At 72.0% G+C, this 19,470-nt stretch carries 15 protein-coding genes and 1 rRNA gene; 4 read left to right on the plus strand and 12 right to left on the minus strand.

Going from position 1 to position 19,470, the window contains the following annotated elements; all coding sequences use genetic code 11:
- Nucleotides 1–229: 229 nt before the first annotated feature.
- Nucleotides 230–1,762: ribosomal RNA gene (locus EV372_RS01360) — 16S ribosomal RNA — on the minus strand.
- 863 nt (nucleotides 1,763–2,625) lie between these two features.
- On the minus strand, nucleotides 2,626–3,924 hold the full coding sequence (gene tyrS / locus EV372_RS01365; protein ID WP_130394475.1) for a tyrosine--tRNA ligase: 1,299 nt from the start codon (nucleotides 3,922–3,924) through the stop codon (nucleotides 2,626–2,628).
- A gap of 288 nt (nucleotides 3,925–4,212) precedes the next feature.
- On the opposite strand from tyrS, the gene EV372_RS01370 reads away from it, so the two are divergent.
- The 4 genes from EV372_RS01370 (at nucleotide 4,213) to EV372_RS01385 (ending at nucleotide 7,062) form a co-directional block, all read left to right on the plus strand.
- A complete protein-coding gene (locus tag EV372_RS01370; protein WP_130394477.1) occupies nucleotides 4,213–5,022 on the plus strand; it encodes an alpha/beta fold hydrolase in 810 nt (269 codons plus the stop codon).
- Entirely contained in the window at nucleotides 5,015–5,623 is a 609-nt protein-coding gene (locus EV372_RS01375; protein ID WP_130394479.1) for a TetR/AcrR family transcriptional regulator, read from the plus strand. Before EV372_RS01370 ends, EV372_RS01375 begins: the two co-directional genes overlap by 8 nt.
- Before the next feature lie 3 nt (nucleotides 5,624–5,626).
- Nucleotides 5,627–6,208 carry a permease gene (locus EV372_RS01380; RefSeq protein ID WP_130394481.1) on the plus strand — a complete coding sequence of 194 codons (582 nt, stop codon included), beginning with the start codon at nucleotides 5,627–5,629 and terminating at the stop codon, nucleotides 6,206–6,208.
- Nucleotides 6,209–6,354: 146 nt separating this feature from the next.
- Nucleotides 6,355–7,062 (plus strand): HNH endonuclease family protein, encoded by a 708-nt coding sequence (locus tag EV372_RS01385; RefSeq protein ID WP_130394483.1) that lies wholly within the window; start codon nucleotides 6,355–6,357, stop codon nucleotides 7,060–7,062.
- Between the two features lie 7 nt (nucleotides 7,063–7,069).
- On the opposite strand, the gene EV372_RS01390 is transcribed toward EV372_RS01385, so the two are convergent.
- The 10 genes from EV372_RS01390 to argH form a co-directional block, all read right to left on the minus strand.
- Nucleotides 7,070–7,477, minus strand: a complete 408-nt coding sequence (locus EV372_RS01390; RefSeq protein WP_130398699.1) for a hypothetical protein — start codon at nucleotides 7,475–7,477, stop codon at nucleotides 7,070–7,072.
- Nucleotides 7,478–7,720: 243 nt separating this feature from the next.
- The gene (gene lhgO / locus EV372_RS01395; RefSeq protein ID WP_130394485.1) at nucleotides 7,721–8,932 is read right to left on the minus strand and encodes an L-2-hydroxyglutarate oxidase; all 1,212 of its coding nucleotides are present in this window, start codon (nucleotides 8,930–8,932) and stop codon (nucleotides 7,721–7,723) included.
- A 48-nt stretch (nucleotides 8,933–8,980) separates the two neighbouring features.
- The gene (locus EV372_RS01400; protein WP_130394487.1) at nucleotides 8,981–9,445 is read right to left on the minus strand and encodes a DUF742 domain-containing protein; all 465 of its coding nucleotides are present in this window, start codon (nucleotides 9,443–9,445) and stop codon (nucleotides 8,981–8,983) included.
- Nucleotides 9,435–12,281 (minus strand): nitrate- and nitrite sensing domain-containing protein, encoded by a 2,847-nt coding sequence (locus EV372_RS01405; RefSeq protein ID WP_130394489.1) that lies wholly within the window; start codon nucleotides 12,279–12,281, stop codon nucleotides 9,435–9,437. The genes EV372_RS01400 and EV372_RS01405 overlap by 11 nt, the downstream gene beginning before the upstream one ends.
- Nucleotides 12,282–12,605: 324 nt before the next feature.
- A complete protein-coding gene (locus tag EV372_RS01410; RefSeq protein ID WP_013154066.1) occupies nucleotides 12,606–13,523 on the minus strand; it encodes a sirohydrochlorin chelatase in 918 nt (305 codons plus the stop codon).
- 156 nt (nucleotides 13,524–13,679) lie between these two features.
- Complete coding sequence (locus EV372_RS01415; RefSeq protein ID WP_130394491.1) at nucleotides 13,680–14,276, minus strand: GTP-binding protein; 597 nt, start codon at nucleotides 14,274–14,276, stop codon at nucleotides 13,680–13,682.
- Nucleotides 14,257–14,751 carry a DUF742 domain-containing protein gene (locus EV372_RS01420; protein ID WP_197044346.1) on the minus strand — a complete coding sequence of 165 codons (495 nt, stop codon included), beginning with the start codon at nucleotides 14,749–14,751 and terminating at the stop codon, nucleotides 14,257–14,259. The genes EV372_RS01415 and EV372_RS01420 overlap by 20 nt, the downstream gene beginning before the upstream one ends.
- The gene (locus tag EV372_RS01425) at nucleotides 14,748–15,182 is read right to left on the minus strand and encodes a roadblock/LC7 domain-containing protein (RefSeq protein WP_013154070.1); all 435 of its coding nucleotides are present in this window, start codon (nucleotides 15,180–15,182) and stop codon (nucleotides 14,748–14,750) included. Before EV372_RS01425 ends, EV372_RS01420 begins: the two co-directional genes overlap by 4 nt.
- A 1-nt stretch (nucleotide 15,183) precedes the next feature.
- Nucleotides 15,184–17,673, minus strand: coding sequence for an ATP-binding protein (locus EV372_RS01430; RefSeq protein WP_130394493.1), 2,490 nt, complete (start codon nucleotides 17,671–17,673; stop codon nucleotides 15,184–15,186).
- A 305-nt stretch (nucleotides 17,674–17,978) separates the two neighbouring features.
- A complete protein-coding gene (gene argH, locus EV372_RS01435; protein WP_130394495.1) occupies nucleotides 17,979–19,397 on the minus strand; it encodes an argininosuccinate lyase in 1,419 nt (472 codons plus the stop codon).
- Nucleotides 19,398–19,470 lie beyond the last annotated feature (73 nt).

The following is a 19,470-nucleotide window of genomic DNA, read 5'->3' on the forward strand; positions in this document are numbered from 1 at the left end:
GAGAGTTCTCAGAGGCGGTCCGCGGGAACCAACACCCGACCAGAACCGAAAAGGCCCCAGCCGGAGGTTGCTTCCTCAGACACCCAACAGCGCGCCCCCGGACGCTTCTAGTCGCCCGAGGTCAAGTCCGATTTGTCTTTGAGCCATCCTGGATACTGCACGCAGCACCAGGTCCACTTTCGAGCCCGGCCGGCTGTAGAAGTAATGCCGACCTGTAAAGACTCCTTAGAAAGGAGGTGATCCAGCCGCACCTTCCGGTACGGCTACCTTGTTACGACTTCGTCCCAATCGCCAGCCCCACCTTCACTCACTCCCTCCCACAAGGGGTTAGGCCGCAAGTTTCGGGTGTTGCCGACTTTCATGACGTGACGGGCGGTGTGTACAAGGCCCGGGAACGTATTCACCGCGGCGTTGCTGATCCGCGATTACTAGCGACTCCACCTTCATGGGGTCGAGTTGCAGACCCCAATCCGAACTGAGACCGGCTTTTAGGGATTCGCTCCACCTTACGGTATCGCACGCCCATTGTACCGGCCATTGTAGCATGTTTGCAGCCCAAGACATAAGGGGCATGATGACTTGACGTCATCCCCACCTTCCTCCGAGTTGACCCCGGCAGTCTCCCATGAGTCCCCACCATTACGTGCTGGCAACATGGAACAAGGGTTGCGCTCGTTGCGGGACTTAACCCAACATCTCACGACACGAGCTGACGACAGCCATGCACCACCTGTCACCCGCCAACTAAATGACCTCACATCTCTGCGAGTCCACGGGTGATGTCAAACCTTGGTAAGGTTCTTCGCGTTGCGTCGAATTAAGCAACATGCTCCGCCGCTTGTGCGGGCCCCCGTCAATTCCTTTGAGTTTTAGCCTTGCGGCCGTACTCCCCAGGCGGGGCGCTTAATGCGTTAGCTACGGCGCGGAAACCGTGGAAAGTCCCCACACCTAGCGCCCAACGTTTACGGCATGGACTACCAGGGTATCTAATCCTGTTCGCTCCCCATGCTTTCGCTCCTCAGCGTCAGGTAAGGCCCAGAGACCCGCCTTCGCCACCGGTGTTCCTCCTGATATCTGCGCATTTCACCGCTACACCAGGAATTCCAGTCTCCCCTACCTACCTCTAGCATGCCCGTATCCACTGCAGAACCGGAGTTAAGCCCCGGTCTTTCACAGCAGACGCGACACGCCGCCTACGAGCTCTTTACGCCCAATAATTCCGGACAACGCTCGGACCCTACGTATTACCGCGGCTGCTGGCACGTAGTTAGCCGGTCCTTATTCCCCACCTACCGTCAACCTCCAGAGAACTGGAAGCCTGCGTTGGTGGTAAAAGAGGTTTACAACCCGAAGGCCGTCATCCCCCACGCGGCGTCGCTGCGTCAGGCTTTCGCCCATTGCGCAATATTCCCCACTGCTGCCTCCCGCAGGAGTCTGGGCCGTGTCTCAGTCCCAGTGTGGCCGGTCGCCCTCTCAGGCCGGCTACCCGTAATCGCCTTGGTAGGCCGTTACCCCACCAACAAGCTGATAGGCCGCGAGCCCATCCCTGACCGAAAAACTTTCCACCCTCCACCATGAGGTGGCGGGTCGTATCCGGTATTAGACGGCGTTTCCACCGCTTATCCCAGAGTCAGGGGCAGGTTGCTCACGTGTTACTCACCCGTTCGCCGCTCGTGTACCCCGAAGGGCCTTACCGCTCGACTTGCATGTGTTAAGCACGCCGCCAGCGTTCGTCCTGAGCCAGGATCAAACTCTCCATAAAGGTCACTCAACCCGACCCGACCGTGAAGGTCTGGGCGGGTAAACCTAGAAGTAATCCTGACCAACCGGGTTACCCCGGCTAATCAAAGGAACCTCCGCACACGAACCGAGTGGTTCTGTGTGACGGGGCCAAAACAAACATGGCTTAAAGAAAATCAAACACGCGCTGTTGAGTTCTCAAGAAACAACCGCTCTTCGCTTACAAGCTGCTGTGAGCTTTTCCGCCGAAGGCGTTGTGCGTTTCCGCTTTGTTGTGTCTTTACTTTATCAGGTGTTCCGCGCCCCGCCAAATCGGCGGTTTGGGGTGTTTCTGATCGGGGTAAAGCCCGTTTCCTGTTTCGCTTCCGTGTTTCCTTGGAAGCGCCTCCCGAAGCCTAGCCGATGCAGAGCGGTGCTCGAACCGGTTCGGTTGAGAGGAGGAAGAGAGTTCGCGGTCGCGGTCCGGTTCCGAGTCGGCCCGAGGGCCGCTCGCCGTCCCGCAGCGACTCGTCCGAGTATAGGGAGGGCCGGGGCAGACGTCAAGCCGGAGCCCGGTACGCGCGTCAACCGCGCGCTCCGGGACTCTGTCGCCCCTGACGGGCGGCTTGTTCGGGCCCCTGTGACGTGCGCGGTCCTCACACCGGGTCCGCGCTGTTACGTCGGCTTTTGTTCAGACAACGGGCTTCCTGCCCGGAAGGTTCCCGTTCGAAACCCATCGGCCCCGGTTGTGGCCCGGCTCCCCCTCCCCTGTTCCACGCCCCGCGCTCACAGCAGGTCTGCGAGCAGCGTGGACGCGGAAGCGGGAGGCGGCCGGACCGCGCCGGACACCGGAGCGGCGGGCACGGCCGCGGGCCGGTATCGGGCACCGGCCCGCGGAGCGGCACGTCAGCCGTTGAGGACCAGGCCGCCGATGTTGCGCTTGCCCTTGCGCAGCACGACGAAGCGTCCCTGGAGCACGTCCTCGGGGCGGAGCACGGCCTCCACGTCGGTGACCTTGACGTTGTTCACGTAGGCCCCGCCCTCCTGGATGGCGCGGCGGGCCGCGGACTTGCTCGGCGTCAGGCCGCTCCGCGCGAACGCGTCGGTCACCAGCAGCCCGTCGACGGGACCCTCGACCTCGGCCCGGGGAACCTCGGCCAGGGCGGCCTTCAGCGTGCGGGCGTCCAGGTCGGACAGGTCCGCGCGGCCGAACAGCGCCAGGCTGGCCTCCTTGACCTTGCGGCACTCCTCCTCGCCGTGCACGAGGACGGTGAGGTCCTCGGCCAGGACGCGCTGGGCGGCGCGGGCCTGCGGACGCTCCTCGGTCTGGCGCTCCAGTTCCTCGATCTCGTCGCGGTCGCGGAAGCTGAAGGTCTTCAGGTAGCGGACCACGTCGCGGTCGTCGGCGTTGAACCAGAACTGGTAGAAGGCGTACGGCGAGGTCAGCTCGGGGTCGAGCCAGACGCTGCCGGACTCCGTCTTGCCGAACTTGGTGCCGTCGGCCTTGGTGAGCAGGTTCGTGGTCAGCCCGTGCGCCTGGCCGTGCGGCTCGTTTCCGTCCATCCTGCGGACCAGGTCCAGGCCCGCGGTGATGTTGCCCCACTGGTCGGAGCCGCCGGTCTGCAGCGTGCAGCCGAAGCGGCGGTAGAGCTGGACGTAGTCGTAGGACTGCAGGAGCACGTAGCTGAACTCGGTGTAGCTCATGCCCTCGCCGTCGAGCCGGCTCCTCACCGTCTCCCGGGCGAGCATCTGGTTGACGCTGAAGTGCTTGCCGACGTCGCGCAGCAGCTCGATGGCGTTGATCTCGCCGAGCCAGTCGGCGTTGTTGGCCAGAACGGCGTCGGTCGGCTCCGGCTGCTCCCCCTCGGGGGTGAAGCGCAGGAACGCGGACAGCTGCCCGCCCAGGTTGTCGACCCAGCCCCGCACGGTCTCCAGCGAGTTGAGCTGGCGCTCGGCGTTGGGCTTGGGGTCGCCGATGAGACCGGTACCGCCGCCGACCAGCGCGATCGGGCGGTGGCCCGCCTGCTGGAAACGGGCCAGGGTCAGGATCTGGGTGAGGTGACCCACGTGCAGGCTGCCCGCCGTCGGGTCGAATCCGCAATACAGGGTGATCGGACCATCGGCGAGCGCCTTGCGCAGTGCGTCAAGGTCGGTCGTCTGCGCGAGCAGGCCGCGCCACTGGAGTTCGTCGATGATGTCGGTCACTGTGTTGCTCTCTGTTGTGTAGGCGGGCCCCTGGGGCCCGATCTGCCTTGAAGTGTAGGCCGGACGCGGCGGAACGCCATCCGGTTCTCCCGCCTCTCCACGCTATCGGCTGTGGTGGAGCCGCAGATCGCACGGCCCCGCCCCGGCGCATCCCCGTCCCGGCACGGCCCCGCTCCGGCGCGGAGACGGTCCCGTCTCACGAAGAATCCGGCCGGACCCCTTGACCTGGTTGGCTAATGGCATTAGCTTTCTGGTTATCAGGGAAAGCCAAACGGCAGGGAGAGCACGATGCACCACCTCACACGCCCTCAGGGGCGGATCGCCTACGACCTCTACGGAGCCGGGAACACCGGACCGCTCGTGGTCTGCGTGCCCGGCATGTTCGACCACCGCCACTCCTTCCGCTTCGTCGGCGCGGGCCTGGCCGAGGCCGGATACCGGGTCGCCGCCATGGACCTGCGCGGCCACGGCGACAGCGACACCACCTTCGACGACCACACCAGCCGGGCGGCGGCCACCGACGCCCTCGCCCTCGCCGAGGAGCTGGGCGGGGAGGACGTGGTCATCGTGGGCAACTCCCTGGGCGCGGGCGCCGCCGCCATCGCGGCCAAGGACCGGCCCGACCTCGTCGCGGGCATCGCCCTGCTCGGCCCGTTCCTGGGCCCGCCCTCCCAGGGCCTGTTCACCCGTGTCGGGCAGCGTCTGCTCCTGCTGCGCCCCTGGGGCCCCCGCGCCCTGACCGCCGTCTACGACCAGTTGCACACCGGCCGCACGCCCGAGGGGCACCGGCGCCAGTTGGAGCTCGTCCTGGAGATGCTGCGTCCGGCCGACCGCTACCGCGCCGTGTACCGGACGGTCTACGCGCCCAACGAGACCGTCTCCGACGCCGGGGGGATGCGGGCCCGGGCCGTGGTGGTCATGGGCGAACTGGACCCCGACTGGAAGGACCCGCGTGCCCAGGCCGAGCGGGTGGCCTCCGTGGTGGGGGGTTCGGTGCTGATGGTGCCCGAGTGCGGCCACTACGCCCACGCGCAGCGTCCCGACGTGGTCGTGCCCGCCGTGGAGGCGCTGCTCCAGGAGGTGGTGACCGGTGCCTAGGGCGGGGCTGACCCCGGCGGCGGTGGCCGAGGAGGCTGCACGGCTCAGCGACGAGGAGGGGTTCGACTCCCTGTCCCTGGCCTCGGTCGCCAAGCGGCTCGGAGTGGCCACACCCAGCCTGTACAAGCACGTGGACGGGCTGGCGGGACTGCGCCGGGAGGTGGCGCTGCTGGGCGCGAACGGGATCGGCGAGGAAGTGCAGCGCGCCGCCGTGGGCCGGTCCGGTCCGGAGGCGCTGCGCGCGACGGCCGACGCCTACCGCCGCTACGCGCACGCCCACCCGGGGCGCTACGCGGCCCTGCAACAGCTGCCGGTGCTGGCCGGGGCCAGGGCCGAGTTGGCCACCGACCCGGTACGGATCCTGGCCGCCGTCCTGCGCGGGTTCGGCATCGCCGAGGATCAGGCCGTGCACGCGATCCGGGCGCTGCGCAGTTCGCTGCACGGGTTCGTGGACCTGGAGACGCGCGGCGGCTTCGGCCTGCCCGAGGACGTGGACCGGTCCTACGCGCTGCTGGTGGAGGGGTTCGTCCGCGCCTTCCAGGAGTGGCCGGCCACGGTGCCCGGCGCGGCTGGGGCACACGAGGACACGGGGAGGGGGTAGGCGGTGCTGGCAGGACACTTCGGGGTCGCGGGCCTGGTCAGGGCGTGGCGCCCGGAGCTGCCCATGGGCGCGCTCCTGGTCGCGACGCAGTTGCCGGACCTGGTCTTCCTTCCGTTGGCGGCACTGGGCGTGGAGAGCGGGGGCCCGGCCTCACCCGGCCTGAGCGGTTACGGGTCCCTCCTCATCCGCGCGGAGTACTCCCACGCCCTGGTCGGCAACCTGCTGCTCGCGCTGGCGGTGGGCGCCCTGGTGCACGTGTCGCTCCGTGGACGGTGGGGCCGGGGCGCCGGTCCGGTCCTGGGCGGGGTGGTGTTCAGCCACTGGCTCCTGGACCTGCTCGTGCACCGGCCGGACATGCCGTTCCTGCCCGGTGGCGCGGGCGGGCTGCCGCTGCTGGGCCTGGGGTTGTGGGAGGCGCCGGTGGCTGCGGCCGTGGTGGAGGGCGCGCTGGTGCTGGCGGGCACGGTCCTGTACGCCTGGCGCACGCTCCGGGACCAGCCGGACCGGGGCCGGGCACGGCTCTACAGCGCGGGTGTGGGGCTGCTGCTGGTGGGTTCCTTCGTGTTCGACCTCTTCGCGCCCTGACGTTTTTCGTCTCCCCTCGTCGGCGCGCTCCCGGTGAGCAACACCTGGCTTCGAGCGGTGTTACGGCCGTACCCGGTATGGGCCAAGCTGGTGGGGACGACCGCGCGCCGTCCGCGCGCGGCGCCCGACCCGTTGTGGAGCCCCTGATGCCCAAGAAGGCCGCGTCGAAGATCGGTGGTCTGGTGACCGCCGTGGTCGGCGTCCTCGCCGTCGCCGTGTTCGTGCTGTACCAGCTGGGAGTGATCGAACCGGACCCCGAGCGCACCGCCGACCCCCGGGACGACGGTTCGTCCGTGCCCGGGGACGGCGGCGCCTCCTCGTCGGTGGAGCAGGCCCGGCAGTGGATGGAGGAGTTGCGGGTGGAGGAGGAGAGCGACCCGCCGGGGTACGACCGGGCGCTCTTCCCCCACTGGGACAGCGGTGTGCAGGACAACTGCACCACCCGTCAGGTGGTCCTGCTGCGCGACGGCGAGGACGTGCGGGTCGACGACGACTGCCAGCCGGTGTCGGGGTCCTGGTACAGCCCCTATGACGGGGAGACCCTGACCGAGGCGGAGGACCTGGACATCGACCACATGGTGGCCCTGAAGGAGGGCTGGCGCTCGGGCGCCCACGCGTGGACGACCGAGGAGCGCGGGCGCTTCGCCAACGACCTGGACTCCTCCCAGCTGTGGGCGGTGAGCGCTTCGACCAACCGGTCCAAGGGCGACTCCGACCCGGCGGACTGGCTGCCGCCGTTGGAGTCCTCGCACTGCGACTACGTGGTCTCTTGGATCGAGGTCAAGCACGTGTGGGACCTGACCGTCGATCCGGACGAGGAGGCGGCGCTGCGCGAGGTGCTCTCGGGCTGCTGAGGCCGGTTCAGGCGGGGTTGGCGGCTCTGACGCCCCGGGCGGTGGTCAGGAGTTCCTCCTGACCGACGAGGCCGAAGGCGTCGCGGACCTCCACCGCCGCCCCCCTGAAGGGCGTCCAGAACGCCTCGGCCTCGCCGTGCAGGGCGGTGAGGCCGTTGTTGTCGAACTCGGTGAGCTCCCAGTCGGGTGAGCGCTCGTGGTACTCGGTCAGGAAGTCGCGGACGGCGGACAGGTCGGTGAGCCTGTCGCCGCGCATGACCAGGACCTGGAGGACCACCCTGGCCCCTCCCCCCTCCAGGGTCGTCTCCCACACCCGGCTGGAGAAGGACACTCCGCCCCACTCGTAGTCGAAGTCGGAGACCGAGGTCCGGTCGTCGATCTGGTCGGGCAGGTACCCGATGGTGAATCCGTCCAACTCTCCCCCTCGTGGGCTGGCTGCGGCCGGGGCCGCGACGAGTGCGAGCACGGCGGCGAGGACCGCCGCGACCCACCGGAGAACACGCATGGTCACCTCCGGCGGCGGTCACGGGACCCTCCCGCGCCGCCGCCACTTCTCATGGTGGGACGCCGCGAAGGCCCGTACCAGAGTGTCCTCGAACCTGTGGACAACCCCCGCCGACACGCGCGGGGCCCGCGTCGGAGCCCCCTACCCCGGCGGTCAGGGGACGAACGTGTCGGTGAGGAACTCCGCGATCGCCAGGGACGAGGTGGCCGCGGGCGAGGGCGCGTTGCGCACGCACACCACCCGCCCGTGGGTGTCCACGTGGAAGTCGTCGAGCAGGGAGCCGTCCCGGGCCAGTGCCTGGGCGCGCACCCCGGACGGGGCCGGGCGCAGGTCGGCGGCGGCCAGTTCGGGCAGCAGCCGCCGGGCCCGGGCGGCGAACGCGGCCCGCGAGGCGGACACGAGGGTCTCCCGGGCGCCCATGGTCCAGTGGCGGCGGGCCAGGCGCCAGAACCCGGGCCAGGACAGGGTCCGCGCGAGTTCGCGGGTGCGTACGTCGCGTGCCCGGTAGCCCTCCAGCGCGGTGGCGAGGATGGCGTTGGGCCCGGCCATGACCTCGCCGTGGACGTGGCGGGTCAGGTGCACCCCGAGGAAGGGGTACCGCGGGTCGGGGACGGGGTAGAGCAGGCCGTTCACCAGGTGGCGGCGCTCGGGGACGAGTTCGTGGTACTGGCCGCGGAAGGGCACCACCCGGGGGTCCTCCGCGGCGCCCGCCATGCGGGCGAGGCGGTCGCTGTGCAGGCCGCCGCAGACCACCAGGCGGTCGAAGCGGTGGACGAGCCGCTCGCCCCGGGGATCGCCGGTGAGGACGCGGACGCCGTCGTGTTCCTGGCGCAGGTCCAGGACGGGCGTGTTGAGCAGGACCCGGCCGCCGGACCGGCGCACGTCGTCGGCGAACTGCTCGGCGACGGCGACGAAGTCGGTGACGGCGGTGGTCGGCGAGTGCAGGGCGGCGACGCCCGCCGCGTGGGGTTCGATCTCGCGCAGCCCCTCGGGGCCCAGCCGGGTGACGCCGGGGACGCCGTTCTCCCGCGCGCGGCGTTCGACGTCGTCCAGGCGTGCCTCGTCCTCGGCGTCGGCGGCCACGAGGACCTTGCCGACCTCGTGGTAGGGCAGCCCGTGCTCGGCGCAGTAGTCCCTGAGCAGGCCGACGCCGCGCCGGCACAGCGTGGCCTTGAGGGAGCCGGGCCTGTAGTAGAGCCCGGCGTGGACGACGCCGCTGTTGTGGCCCGTCTGGTGCGCGGCGACCCGGTCCTCCTTCTCCAGGACGGTGACGCGGGTGCCGGGGCGGTGGAGGGTGAGGCGGCGGGCGAGGGCCAGTCCGACGATGCCCGCTCCGATGACGCCGATGTGTTCGGTGCTGCGCATGGGCGGCACGCTAGCAACACGGGTCCGGGCGGGAGGCGGGCGGACCGGTCACAGCGAGCGCAGACCGACGAGGACGGCGTGCAGCAGGTCCTCCCGGCCCAGCGGGCGTGAGGGGCCGCAGCGCTGGAGCGAGCCGTCGGCGACCATGTCGGAGACGATGGCCCTGACCTGGCCGACCGGCAGGCGCACCTCGGCGGCGAGCTCGACGACGCTACGCGCGCGCAGGGCGTGGCGGAGCAGGGCCTCGCGTTCGGGCCGCAGCAGCTCGTGGCGGCCCGGGACGCGGGCGGCGACGACGAGGCTGAGCAGGTCGGGCTCGTCCGGGCCGCAACGGGGGACGCCGAAGGCGTCGGCGTCGGGATCGCCCGCGGCCACGGCGAAGGGGCGCAGGAAGCGCTCCTGGCCGGGTTCCTCCTCGGGGCCGGGGAGGGACGGGGACGACGGGGGCGGGTCGGGGCGGGTTCCGCGGGCGTGCGCGGCCGCTCTGTGACCGGGGCTGCCGTCAGCTCTCACCGTTCCCCCTCTGCTGTGTGGGGGCGGGTGCGTGCAACGCGCCGTCGTGCCACGGTCCGGGGACGGTTTGCCGTGCGGGCGGGTGGCCGTGCGGGCCGGGGAGGAGGTGCTCCCCCGTCTCCCCCGGCGGAGCGGTGCCGCCGGGACCGCCGGAGGCGGGCACGGACCTCTGCGGTCCGGTGTGCGCGAGGACGGCGCCGTGCGGGCCGGTCCGGTCCGGCTGCGGGGAGAAGGGCTGCGGGCCGCTCTGCCCGAGAGGCGGCACGGGGACCTGCGGACCGGTCCGGTACTGCTGCGCCAGGGGCTGTGGACCACTCTGCCCGGAAGGCGGCGCAGGGACCCGCGGTTCGGCCCGGTCCGGCCGCGGCACCGAGGGCTGCGGGCCGGTCTGCCCGGAAGGCGGCACGGGGACCTGCGCTCCGGTCTGCCCGGCGGGGACCCCGGAGGGCTGCGGACCGGTCTGGCCCGCGCGCACGGGGATCCGCGGTTCGACCCGGTCCGGCCGCGGCACCGAGGGCTGCGGGCCGCTCTGCCCGAGAGGCGGCACGGGGACCTGCGGACCGGTCCGGTCCGGCTGCGGGGAGAAGGGCTGCGGGCCGGTCTGCCCGGAAGGCGGCACGGGGACCTGCGGACCGGTCCGGTCCGGCCCCGGCACGAAGAGCTGCGGACCTGTCTGCCCCGAAGGTGTGACGGGAGCCTGCGGGCCGGTCCGGCCCTGGACGGTGCCGTCCGCGCCGCCCGCGCCGTGACCGCGCGTGGTGAGGGCGGCCCTCGCGGGGGGCGCCCCCCACCCGGCCGGAACGCGGGCCTCCCGTCCGTTCGCCGCCGGGCGGCCCGTGGGCGTGCCCGCGACCGTCACGAGGTTGTCGACCGGCTCCAGCAGCGAGGCGGGGATGAGCACGGTCGCCCGGGTGCCACCGTAGGGCGAGGGCCGCAGCCAGACCCGGACCCCGTGCCGCCCCGCCAGGCGGGACACCACGAACAGGCCCAGCCGGGGGTCCTCGGGCAGGGCCATCACGTCGAACTCGGGGGGCTGGGTGAGCGTGCGCTCGGCCTCCGCGTAGCCGCGCTCGGACATGCCCAGGCCCCGGTCCTCGATCTCCACCACCAGCCCCTCCGCGGCCGGGGTGCAGCCGACGTCCACGGGCGTTCCCGCCGGGGAGAACTGCGTGGCGTTCTCGACCAGCTCGGCGAGCAGGTGCACCACGTCGGCGACCACCTGCCCGTGCATGAGCACGCGGGGCGCCGAGGTCAGGCGGACGCGTTCGAAGTCCTCGGTCTCGGCGATGGCTGCGCGCAGCACGTCCACGAGCGGGCGGGGCTGGCGCCAGCGGCGGGCCGACTGCCCCCCGCCGAGGATGATGAGGTTGTCGGAGTAGCGGCGCGCGCGGGTGGCCAGGTGGTCCAGGCGGAACAGGCGGCGCAGCGCCTCGGGGTCCTGTTCGTGGTACTCGATCTCGTCGAGCAGGCGGAGCTGGCGCTGGACCAGGGCCTGGTTGCGGAAGGCGATGCCCAGGAAGGCGCGGTTGGCCCCCCGACGGATCTCGGCCTGGAGCACGGCCGACTCCACGGCGGTGAGCTGGGCGGCGTCGAAGGCCTCGGCGACCTGGCCGATCTCGTCGTTCCCCCACTCGTCCAGCGGCGGCAGCTCCTCCTGGACGTCGACCTTCTCGCCGCGCTGGGCGCGGTCGACGATGTCGGGCAGGTCGCCGTCGCGGTCCAGGATCTGTTCGCGCAGGTGGGTCAGGCGATCGGTGAGGCGGCGCGAGGAGCGGCCGACCACGGCGATGGCCACCGCGCCGCCCGCCAGGGTGAGCGCGGCCGCCGCCACGCCCAGGAAGACGCGCAGCAGCGCGGCGCTCCAGGCCAGGTCGACGGTGCGCCGGGCCTGGAGCCCGGCCAGGTCCTGTAGCGCCAGGGCGGCCTCGGCGGAGGAGTCGTCCCACGCCTGCGCCCTGATGTCGACGTCGGCGTTCCAGCCCGAGCCCGTGGCCCCCTGCCCGGGTTCGGCCGGTTCGGCGAGCGGCTGGCGGGTGACCACCCGACGGCTCAGCTCCTCCGCCCGGGACCAGGCGGGCAGGGACACCAGCTCCTCGTAGCGCGCGGCCACGCTCGGGTGCATGGCGGCGCTGGCCGGCTCCAGGGTGTCGCGGTAGGCGGCGGTGAGGTAGGTGAAGTGCGCCGTCTCCTCGTAGCTCATCTCGCCCCGGGCGATGGCTCCCGCGAGCAGCGCGTCGGCGGTGGAGTAGGCGGAAGAGGCGCCCATGAGCTCGCTGGTCAGGACGGCGTCGGTGAGGTTCTCCCCGCCGTCGGTGGTGTGCACGAGCGCGGTGATGGCGCCGGTGGTGCCCGCCAGGACCTCGTCGTAGCGCAGGATGGTCTCCTCCTGCCCGACGTCGTGCGCGTCCACGTCCGCGCGGACCTCGTCGAGGATCCCGGCGCTGTCCACCAGGCCGGTCGCGCTGCGTTCGACCTCGTCGTCGCGGGTTCCGCGCAGTCGCTCGGCGAACGCGACGGCCTCGGCCATGGCGGTGTCGGTGTCCTCGCGCTGCTCGTCGAGGGCGGCGCCGACCTCGTCGTCGCGGGTTCCGGTGCTCTCGAAGCGGCCCAGGTGGACCAGGGAGAGGCGGCGTTCGGCCCGCACCTCGTCCGCCGCGGCGGAGAAGACCTGTGTCCCCTCGCGCGCCTGGACGACGGCTCCCATGAACTGGACGGCGCGGATGGTACCGATGGCGGCCACGACGAGCCAGAGCGCGAGGAAGCACAGGCTCGGGATCAGCACGATGCGGGTGAGCTGTCTCCGGATCGTGGGCGCGTTGTCGCGGGTTCTGCGCATGGCCCCCTCCGGCCTGTGCGGTTGCCGGGCGGCGAGAGGGCGCCCCGGCGGCTTTCGGTCAAGCCGAGGCTATCGAAGAATCCTTGCTTTATGCTGTCAAACGATCACTATCAGTTGCCTTTTCTTGGTGCGCTTCTCTCCCCCGGATGTGTTAACGGCCGCTCCCGGGTCGAGAAACCGCAGGTCCGGGCGCCGGGCGCACTCAACGGGGGCCGCCCGCTGTGCGGACGGCCCCCGGGAGGCACACCCTCGTGTGCCGGGGTACGGCGTGTCGCGCCCTCGGGGCGCTGTCGGGGAGGCTGCGTTCGTCGCGGCCGCGCGCGGTCAGGACTCCGGGCGGTGCCGGGACCCCACCGGGGCGGGCAGCTCCTCGACCGTGGGCGGCTGCTCCACGCCCAGGGAGTTGAGGACCTCGGCGTAGCGCAGGGCGGCGATCTTGCCCAGCAGGCTGTCCGCGCCCAGGGGCGCGCCGAGTCTGGCGCCGAAGCGCGCGGCGAGCGCCTCCAGCTCCTCGCGGGGCAGCTCCGGCCCCAGGGCGCTGGGCGCGATCACCGGGCGCCTGCAGCCGCCCTGGCGCAGCTGGCCCACGACCTGCTCGACCGCGGCCTCGTTCTCCAGGTCGGCGGGCAGCACGGTCAGGCCCAGGCGCGCGGCGAGCAGTACGGCGCTCACCCCCGCGGCCCCGGCCGCGGCCTCGCCGCCCACGGCTCCGACGATGATGCCGTCCGCCATGGTGGTGTCACGGGCGACGACGCTGATCAGGCGCATGCGGTCCGCGCGCACGTATCCGGACTCGGCCAGCCGCAGGTGCAGCACCTCGGCGAGCATGGGGTGCGGCCCCAGGCCCTCGGTGACGCGCGCTTCGGCGCCCGTTCGGGCGACGGCCTCCTCGATCGCCGCGGACGTGCCCGCGTGCGGTGCGGTGACCAGCGGGACGACGACGGCGGACAGGGGGCTGCCCTGGTCGTCCTTGAGGTCGGTGAGGGCCTCGGTGAGGCTCTGTTCGTCGCCCTCGGTGTGGCCGTAGCGGATGGTGACCTCGGGGCGGTAGGCGCGCACGAGGTCGGCCATCCGGGCACCGATCGACTCACCGTCGGCGCCCCTGGCCCGGTCGGCCGTGCCCGGGACCGCCATGATCAGGGCGGGGGTGCCGAACCAGTTGTCGAAGGACAGCGGGTTGCGGTGGCGGCCGGAGCGCCGCTTGGGCAGTTCGCGTGGGGGAAGTCGGTCAGAGTTTCGCATACCAGGATTCAGATGAGAGGCGGATGGGGTGCCCGGTGGGGCCGGTGGTCACTGCCGCGACATTGTAGCGTTCGGCACCTTGTTGCATGGGCGTGTCCTCCGAACGTATACCGGATCGAATCCGCAGGGATTGTCCGGGTCGGCGACCCGCACGTCTCACCCGCTCATGACGGGGCTCCGGCCCTGGATCACGTGGGTGACCAGCTCCACCAGCACCTCCTTGCAGGACGCGCGCTCGCGGGCGTCGGCCATGATGACCGGCACCTCGGCGGAGATGTCCAGCGCCTCGCGGACCTCCTCGTCGCGGTAGACGGTGGAGCCCTCGAAGCGGTTCACCGCGACCACGAAGGGCAGCCCGCGGCGCTCGAAGAAGTCCACGGCGTGGAAACAGGTGTTCAGGCGGCGGGTGTCGGCCAGCACGACCGCGCCCAGCGCCCCCTGGGAGAGCTCGTTCCACATGAACCAGAACCTGTCCTGTCCGGGGGTGCCGAACAGGTACAGGACGATGTCGGGGTTGATGGTGATGCGGCCGAAGTCCAGGGCGACCGTGGTGGTGGTCTTGTCCTCCACTCCCCCGAGATCGTCCACGCCGTAGCTGGCCTCGGTCATCACCTCCTCCGTGCTGAGCGGGGTGATCTCACTGACGGAGCCGACCAGTGTGGTCTTGCCCGCGCCGAATCCCCCCGCGACGATGATCTTGACCGCCTGGGGGATCGCTTCCTGCGGCCTGGTGTCAGAGTCTGCGGATGCCATCGAGTACCGCCTGAAGTACTTTCTTCTCGGGAAGCTGGGTCATGGGCGCCCGGGTGCGCACGTCGCCGTCGGCGAGGAGGTCTCCCAGGAGCACCCTGACGACGGTCAGGGGGATGTCGAGCCGGGCGGAGATCTCGGCCACCGATATGGGTCTGCGGCACAGGCTCAGGATGGCCTGCTGTTCGGGCTCTCCCTCCCGGTCCCCGCGGTCCGCGGCGGCGACGACGATGGTGACCAGGTCCAGGCGCGGACCGGTGCGGGGCCGGGTGCGGCCCCCGGTCATGGTGTACGGGCGCACGAGCTGTCCCGAGGGGGCGTCGCCGAGCACGACACCCGCCGAGGGCCCCTCCGACGTCGGGTGCCCCCGGCCCCTGTACCAGGCCAGTGCCCGGCGGCCGGACAGCGGCTGCGCCGCCTCGTCCGGGGCCGAGGGCACGGCCGGCGGCGCTCCGCGCCGCTCTCCGGGCGTGCTCATGAACCGGCGCTCCCGGTGACGGTGAGGTGGTCCGGCCGGCGCGGCGCGGCGGTGAGGAACTGGCCCACCCGCTTGACCCGCAGGTTCATCTCGTAGGCGACCAGCCCGACGTCGGCGTCCTCGGTGGCCAGCACCGCCAGGCACGCTCCGGCGCCCGCGGCGGTGACGAAGAGGTAGGAGTGCTCCATCTCCACCACGGTCTGGCGGACGTCGCCGCCGCCGAAGTGCCGGCCCGTCCCGCGCGCCAGGCTCTGGAACGCCGACGCCAGGGCCGACAGGTGCTCGGCGTCCTCGGGGGCCAGCCCCCGCGAGCCTCCGAGCAGCAGTCCGTCGGCCGACAGCACGATCGCGTTCTCGGCGCCGACGACGCGGTCGACCAGGTCGTCCAGGAGCCAGTCCAGATTGTCAGCGGCCTTGCTCTTGCCCACCATGTCAGTCGCTTTCTCCCGTGTGATCGTCGGCGCTCGCACCGACCTGACCGTCACTGCTGTGTTCGCGTTCGTCGGCGTCGGCCCCGATGTCCGCGGCCCGGCCGCGCCGGGTCCCGGCGCTGAAGGCGTCCATCATCCGCCGCGCCTGTTCGGGGGTGCGCCGTGAGGAGCCCGGGGGGTCGGCTTCGTCCCACTCGGGCGGGTCCGCGGCTCTGAGCTGGGGGGCGAGGCTGGCCTGGCGCCTGCGCCGGGGAAGTCCGGGACGGCCGGGTGCGGCGCCGACCCGGCCGGATCCGGGTTCGGCCCCGGGGGCGGTGTCCGCGGCCTCGGAGTCGGGCACGGGCGCCGGTACCCGGCGCAGCAGGGGCGTGCCCCGGGCCGGGAGCGCGCCGTCGCCGTCGCGGGGGACCGGACGCAGGAGCGGCCGGCTCCGGTGGGGGGCGTCCTGCGTGGTGAGCGCGTCGCCGTGCTGCCCCGACGGCTCACGCAGTACCGAGTGGGCGCCCTGGCGGATGGCCGCGCGTGGCCGTTCCGGGGCGCTGGAGGAGGAGGCGACCAGGGCTCCGGGGACGAGCACCACGGCCCGGGTACCGCCGTAGGGCGAGTGCCGCAGCTGCACCCGGATGTCGTGCTTGGCGGCGAGGCGGGCGACGACGAACAGGCCCAGGCGCGAGTCCCCGCCTGAGGTCATGACGTCGAACTCGGGAGCCTCGCTGAGGGTGCGGTTGGAGCTGGTCAGGACCTCCTCGGTCATGCCCAGGCCACGGTCCTCGATCTCCACGGCCACGCCCTTGGGCACGGACTCGGTGGCGATGGTGACCTGGGTGTGCGGCGGCGAGTAGGCGGTGGCGTTCTCGACCAGCTCGGCGAGCATGTGGATGACGTCGGCCACCGCGGCGCCGGACAGCGACAGGTCGGGGACGGAGGTCAGTCGGACCCTGGTGTACTCCTCGGTCTCGGAGATCGCGCCGCGCAGGATGTCCACGAGCGGGACGGGGTGGCGCCAGCGGCGGCCGGGCTGGGCGCCGCCCAGGATGATGAGGTTCTCGGCGTGGCGGCGGCCCCGGGTGGCGAGGTGGTCGAGCTGGAAGAGGCTTTCCAGCAGGTCGGGGTCCTCCTCCTCGCGCTCGACGCGGTCCAGCAGCTGGAGCTGGCGCTGGAGGAGGGACTGGTGGCGGTGGGCGATGCCGAGGAAGACCCGGTTGACGCCCGCGCGGATGTCGGCCTGTTTGACGGCGGCGGCGACGGCGGTGCGCTGGGCGATGTTGAAGGCGTCGGCGACCTGTCCGACCTCGTCGTCGCCGTGGTCGAGCTGCTTCATCTCGGTGTCGAGGTCGACCTGCTCCCCCGACTCCAGGCGGCGCACGATGCGGGGCAGGTCGCTGCGCGCGCTGCCCAGGGTGTCGGCGCGCAGCTGGGCGAGCCGGTGGGTGAGGCGTCCGGCGGAGCGGGCGGCCACACCGTAGGCGAGAGTGCCCGCGAACAGGGAGGTGATGCTGCCGCCCAGGGCGAGGGTGAGCATCCAGGAGCTGGCCTGCTCGGTGGCGGTGACGACGGCGGCGGCGCGCGTGGCGGTGATGTCGGCCAGTTCGGCGTTGACCTGGTCGGCGGCCTCGCGCCAGCCCCCGAGCCCCGCGGGCGGCGTCGGGTCGCGGGTCTGCTCGCCGCTGAGGGCGTCCACGATGACCGGGGCCTCGTGGGTGGCGAGGGTGTCCGCGATGGCCAGGGCGTCCTGCCAGGGGCGGCTCCCGGCGAGGACGGTCAGGGCGGGGGGCTCGCCGTCGTCGGCGGCGGGGCCGGGAGGGGCCATGTCGACGCGGTGGCGGGCGTCGGCGGTGAGCGCGGTGACCTGTGCCTGCTGGAAGGGGTCGAGGGAGTCCTCGGCGAGCACGGACGCGATGAGGGCGTCGGCCCGGCTGAAGCTCTCCTGGGCCCACATCAGGTCGGTGACGGCGGCGGCCTCGGCGGTGGCGGGCCCGTTGTCGAGGGAGCGGGCGGTGCCGGCGTAGAGGCGGATGCCCTGTCCGATCGCGGTGGTGTAGACGGTGAGGGCGTCCTCGGGTGGACCGGGCTCGGCGAGGTTCTGGGCACGCAGTTCCGTGACCTCGGTCAGGGAGGTGAAGAAGTCCTCGGCGAGGGGTTCGGTGGCCGGGTCGTCCCGGTCGCCGATGGTGCCGCGCAGGTCGTGGACGGGGACGAGCGCCTCGTCGGTGCGCGAGGCCGCGTCGGACAGGGCGGCGCGGCCGTCCTCGGCGGGATCGGCGAGGTAGGCGGCGCTCAGGCGGCGCTCCTCCTGGAGGAGGGTGAGCGCCGCGGCGAGCCGGATCCCGGCGCGGCCGTCGCCGACCGAGGAGCGCAGCGACACGGCCTGGACGAGTGTGGCCGTGCTGAGGACGACGAACAGCGCCAGGAAGGTGATGCTGGGGATCAGTACGATCCTGTTGATCTGAGCCCTGATGGCGCTGCGGCCGGTGCCTCCCGTGTTCCCCATTGCGTTCCTCCCACGGACTGGTCGCGGGCGCCTGCCGGACGTGGGTCGCACCGCACGACGCGCGGATGCGCCGGAAGTGCCGTGCACCGAGGGGTTCGTCACGGTTCGCACAGGGCAGACCACGCCTGGTGCCCGCAGACTCAGGACGCTACCGCACTCTCACGGCGGGTGCCGGGCGAATTCCAAAATGGGTGTGACGTGGGCGCGGGGACCGTGGACGCGGTCGCCGGAGGGGACCCCGCGAACGCGTACGGGCGCGCCGGCCCCGGTGGGGTCGGCGCGCCCGTACGCGGCTTCGGCGGGGCTCAGGCGGTGAAGGCCTTGCGGTGCTCCTCGACGACCGAGCGCAGCTTCTCCAGCTGCTCGGCCACGCGCACGGGGGCGGTGCCGCCCTTGTCGGAGCGCGAGGCCAGCGAGCCGGACACGCTGAGGACCTCGCGCACGGCCGGGGTCAGGTGCTCGGAGACGGCGGCGAGGTCGTCGTCGCCGAGGTCGGGCAGGTCGATGCCCCGCTCCTCGCACACGCGCACGCAGGCGCCCGCGATCTCGTGCGCCTCCCGGAAGGGCACGCGCTCGCGCACCAGCCACTCGGCGATGTCGGTGGCCAGGGAGAAGCCCTGCGGGGCGAGTTCGGCCATCCGGTCGGTGTGGAAGGTGAGGGTGGCGACCATGCCGGTCATCGCGGGCAGCAGCAGGTGGAGGGTGTCCACCGCGTCGAAGACCGGTTCCTTGTCCTCCTGCAGGTCCCGGTTGTAGGCCAGCGGGAGCCCCTTGAGGGTGGTGAGCAGCCCGGTGAGGTCACCGACGAGGCGCCCGGCCTTGCCGCGGGCGAGTTCGGCGACGTCGGGGTTCTTCTTCTGGGGCATGATCGAGGAGCCGGTGGAGAAGGCGTCGTCGAGCGTGACGAAGGAGAACTCCTTCGTCGCCCACAGGATGACCTCCTCCGAGAGCCGGGACAGGTCCACGCCGATCATGGCGGTGACGAAGGCGAACTCGGCGACGACGTCGCGGGCGGCGGTGCCGTCGATGGAGTTGTCCACCGAGTCGGGGAAGCCCAGCTCGGCGGCGACCGCGCGGGGGTCCAGTCCCAGGGAGGACCCGGCCAGCGCGCCGGAGCCGTAGGCGGACACCGCGGCGCGGCGGTCCCAGTCGCGCAGCCGCTCGACGTCGCGCACCAGGGGCCAGGCGTGCGCCATGAGCTGGTGGGCGAGCAGCACGGGCTGGGCGTGCTGGAGGTGGGTGCGGCCGGGCATGGCGGCGTCCGGGTGGGCCGCGGCCTGGTCGGCCAGGGCCCGCACCAGGTCCAGGATCCGGTCGGCGATCTGCCGGGCCTCCTCGCGCAGGTACATGCGCACGAGGGTGGCGATCTGGTCGTTGCGGGAGCGCCCGGCGCGCAGCCGTCCGCCCAGTTCGGTGCCGACCCGCTCGATGAAGCCGCGCTCCAGGGCGGTGTGCACGTCCTCGTCCTCCAGGACGGGGGTGAACGCCCCGGAGGCCACGTCGGCCTCCAGCCGGTCCAGGCCCTCGATCATGCGGTCCAGCTCGTCGGCGGTGAGCAGGCCCGCCCGGTGCAGGGCGCGGGCGTGGGCGCGCGAACCGGCGATGTCGTGGCGGGCCAGGCGCCAGTCGAAGTGGGTGCTCAGCGACAGGCGCGCCAGGGCCTGGTCGGGGCCGCCCTCGAAACGGCCTCCCCACAGGCGCAGCGCCTCGGGCTGGTCGGCCATGGTGGTCTCTCCTTGACGTGTGGTGCGGCGGTGCGGGGCCGGGGCCCCGCGTCCGCCCGGGTGCTACGTGCGC

This window comes from Nocardiopsis sp. CNZ308 (genome assembly GCF_004217075.1).